Annotated in this window: 4 protein-coding genes and 1 pseudogene; all 5 read right to left on the reverse strand. The window is 34.8% G+C overall.

Features of this window, described 5'->3' with window-relative positions:
• Nucleotides 1-162: 162 nt before the first annotated feature.
• The gene (locus tag TA89_RS09920; RefSeq protein WP_040213067.1) at nucleotides 163-1071 is read right to left on the reverse strand and encodes a phosphotriesterase family protein; all 909 of its coding nucleotides are present in this window, start codon (nucleotides 1069-1071) and stop codon (nucleotides 163-165) included.
• 67 nt (nucleotides 1072-1138) lie between these two features.
• Nucleotides 1139-2401: a PTS galactitol transporter subunit IIC gene (locus tag TA89_RS09925; RefSeq protein ID WP_040213071.1), complete on the reverse strand. Its 1263-nt coding sequence runs from the start codon at nucleotides 2399-2401 to the stop codon at nucleotides 1139-1141.
• 20 nt (nucleotides 2402-2421) lie between these two features.
• A complete protein-coding gene (locus tag TA89_RS09930; RefSeq protein ID WP_052447415.1) occupies nucleotides 2422-2709 on the reverse strand; it encodes a PTS sugar transporter subunit IIB in 288 nt (95 codons plus the stop codon).
• A gap of 17 nt (nucleotides 2710-2726) precedes the next feature.
• Nucleotides 2727-3197 carry a PTS sugar transporter subunit IIA gene (locus TA89_RS09935; protein WP_040213075.1) on the reverse strand — a complete coding sequence of 157 codons (471 nt, stop codon included), beginning with the start codon at nucleotides 3195-3197 and terminating at the stop codon, nucleotides 2727-2729.
• Between the two features lie 18 nt (nucleotides 3198-3215).
• Nucleotides 3216-3395 (reverse strand): annotated as a pseudogene (locus TA89_RS09940) (bifunctional 4-hydroxy-2-oxoglutarate aldolase/2-dehydro-3-deoxy-phosphogluconate aldolase); the annotation flags it as partial.

Below are 3395 nucleotides of genomic sequence, written 5' to 3' on the forward strand. Positions count from 1 at the left end.
GAGCACCGGCCACTACAGTTTCTGTCTTGGTGCCGGAAATCATCTCTCCCCAGCCTTCTATGCCTTCATCTGTGCTTATCTTTATAAATATCCATCTCGGTTTTACTTTATAAACCTTAATTCCTGTTATCTTCATTTATATTACCTCCAAACTATAGAGCGCTATTTTATAATTCTAAACACTCTTTTAGGATTTTCCTTTAGTATATGATTAAAATCTGAGTCCTTTAATATCTTTACAAACTCATCCTTAAAGTCTCTTAAAATATATCTGAATCCCGGTTCACCTCCGTAAGCAGGAAGGTAGGATTTTTTACCCATATCTCCGGAAATAAAAATTTTATCTCTATAACCCTTTTCTATTAAATATTTGATAGTATGAATGGTTTCAATATCCTTCTGCATATCTCTTCCTACATGATCTATGGATATGTTAACTCCCATTTTACACATATCTTCTAAATAATATTTGTCTCTTGGAATATCTACATGACCTATAATTATTCTATCAGGATTTACTCCATTTTTTATCAGTAGTTCAGCCTGCTCCCTTCCCATAGTCCCCTTATCACAGTGGGTGTTCATGGGAAGTCCTGAATCAATTTGAACCCTGCTCATTACGTTAATTAGCTTTTCCTCAATAGGAACTATTTTATTTAAGCTGGTTCCTACCTTTAGCACACCGGGAAGTATTAAAGAGTCATCCATTCCCTCCTGAATTTCCTTCATAACAAAATTGTATATTTCTATGTTAGTCTTTTCATATACCCAATAAGGAAGAAATTCCTCCTTATGAAAGCCTGTACAATATATTATATTTACTCCTGTTTCCTGAGATATCTTTTTATATGCCAATACATTTCTTCCGTAGTTAATAGGAGTCATCTCTACTATTGTACTTCCTCCATTTTTTTTGAAAGCTTCCACCTCTTTAGTGCTTTTTTCAATATCATCTAAGGTATAAGCTAAATACTTTTTATCCTCTTTATCCGGCTTAACTATAATGTGTTCATGACTATAGGTAATGCCCAAATTTTCTTCATTAATAATTCCATTAACAGTATTAATCATAAAGAACCTTCCTTACGGTAAATTTAAAATTAAAGAGAGTAAAAATATACTCTCTTTAATTACTTAATTAAAATATAGAAGATATTTTCCAGAGTATCCAGCTCAGTAAATGTGTACCTGCATCTTCTGTAGAAATTAAGGATAATCCTTCAGGAAGTGTAAATCCTCCTGCCAATGCCAGCTGAGTATGAATATCTGCCATACTTGTAGCAATTAAAAGCATCATTATAGTTATTATCACTGTGGTTATATAACCTCTTACTATATTGCCTTTTGAAAATGCTACAGGCCATGCTGCAAGCCACATTGCCTGGTATGCCAGGTCAGGAAGAGGAAGTAATCTGTTGCCAGGTAATATTGCAGCTATTAATATTGTAGTTGGAACCATTAATATACCAACGGAAATAGCTGCAGGATTTGCTACTGTTAAAGCAGCATCTATACCTATTGTAAAGTTAGATCCTGAGAACTTGGTGTTAAGCATATCTCTGATACCATCAGCAAAAGGAACAAGCCCTTCCATTAATATCTGCATCATCTTAGGTATTATGAGCATTGCCGCGGAAGTACTCATAGCCACAGTTAAAACCTGAGCCATACTTTGGCGTCCTAACAAAGCCACTATAGCACCAAAGACAAAGCCCATTATCATTGGTTCTCCTACAATTCCAAACTTTTCTTGTATGTATTCAGGATCTGCCTTTAAATTTCTAAATCCCGGTATTTTATCATATATTTTTTCCATTATCCAAGCAATAGGAGCCCAGTTTACTGAGTTTGAAGTTGGGAAGGAAACACCAGGTAATCCGAAATATTTTTCTGCTAAAGGTGCTGTCCAGTCTGCCAGTATAAAGGTTATAATAGCGGTTATAACTGCAGCGATTATTGCTAACACAGGACTCTTAGTAGCATACCATACTAATGCGGCAGAGAATATAAAGTGATTATAACTCCAGAAGTCCACCATAACGCATTTTGTCCATTTTAATGTCAGCATTAAAATGTTTACACCCAGTACCACAAGTACTACCACAGCTGCCATAGGGAAAGACCATGTAGCTGCAGCTCTTGCAGGCCAGCCCACATCCATAATATCTGTCCTTAAATTTAATACCTTAACCATCTGCTGAATAGCAGGTCCTACCGTGCTTATGAAAAAGTTTACAGTAATGTTAACACCGGCAAATCCTATACCAACTAGTAACGCTGACCGGATTACTGTGCTTAATTTTTGCCTAAAAATAATTCCTATAACTAAAATAATAATTGGCATCATTACTGTTGGTCCTAGTGATGCGATGTAATTTAAAGCATCTAATACAACTTGCATTTTTTCTCCTCCTTAAATCTTTATTTAATTATGTCTAATATAGCTTTAATGGTTTCTTTTTCTCCCACCCCCGTAATGAAGCTTGTCCCTCTTATTACTGGAACACCTCCGGTATTTTTATCATTTAAGGCTCCTGTAGGTACTATAACATCAGGCTGAAAGGTCTTTATCATACCTGGAACCTCACTGAATTTGCATTGTCCAATCTTTACATCCAGATTTTCTTCTTTAAATGCCTTTTTTAATTTGTTGATGGCTAAGGAACTTGTAATCATAGAAGTTCCGCAGCAAACTAATACTTTCTTCATAATAATCCTCCTTAATTTTATTTATTTTCAGCTGATTTAAATAAATCAACTATTTCCTTAGATGATTGGGCCTTGATAACATCATTCATAAAATCTTCATCAGTGAATAAACCTACCAGTTTCTCAAGTACCTCTACCTGCTTTTCCCTTTCATTAAGGGCTATCATAAAAATAGTATTTACCAATACCTTTTCTTCAGGGGAATCCATCCTTTGAAAGCTTATAGGTTCCTTTAATACACCTATAGCTATAGCAGATTTTATAACGTGCTCCCCTTCTGTATGAGGTATTGCCACATTATATTTTGCTCCAAGCTGTATACCTGTGGGAAAGTTATTTTCTCTTTCAATAATCCCCTGTAAAAATGACTCTTTCACATATTTATTTTCATAGAGCTTTTTATACAAAAACCTGATTGCCTCAAGATTATCCTGAGCCTTTAAATCTATTTCAACTAATTCTTCCTTTATTAAATCTGATAGTATCATTTTTACCTCCTTGAATTTTCATAGGCTTTTTTCCAGTAGTTTTATGTTATTTATCAGTGTTGTAAAATCTCCTTTTTGTGCTTCTTCTTTGTTCATAATCCCTGAGCCAATGCCTAGGTAGTCAGATCCGTTTTTGAAAAACTCCTCAGCATTTTTTTCATTTACTCCTCCTACTGCCATGAGCTTTAAGTCCTTTAA

The sequence above is a fragment of the Clostridium polynesiense genome (assembly GCF_000820705.1).
Lineage (GTDB): Bacteria > Bacillota > Clostridia > Clostridiales > Clostridiaceae > Clostridium_AA > Clostridium_AA polynesiense.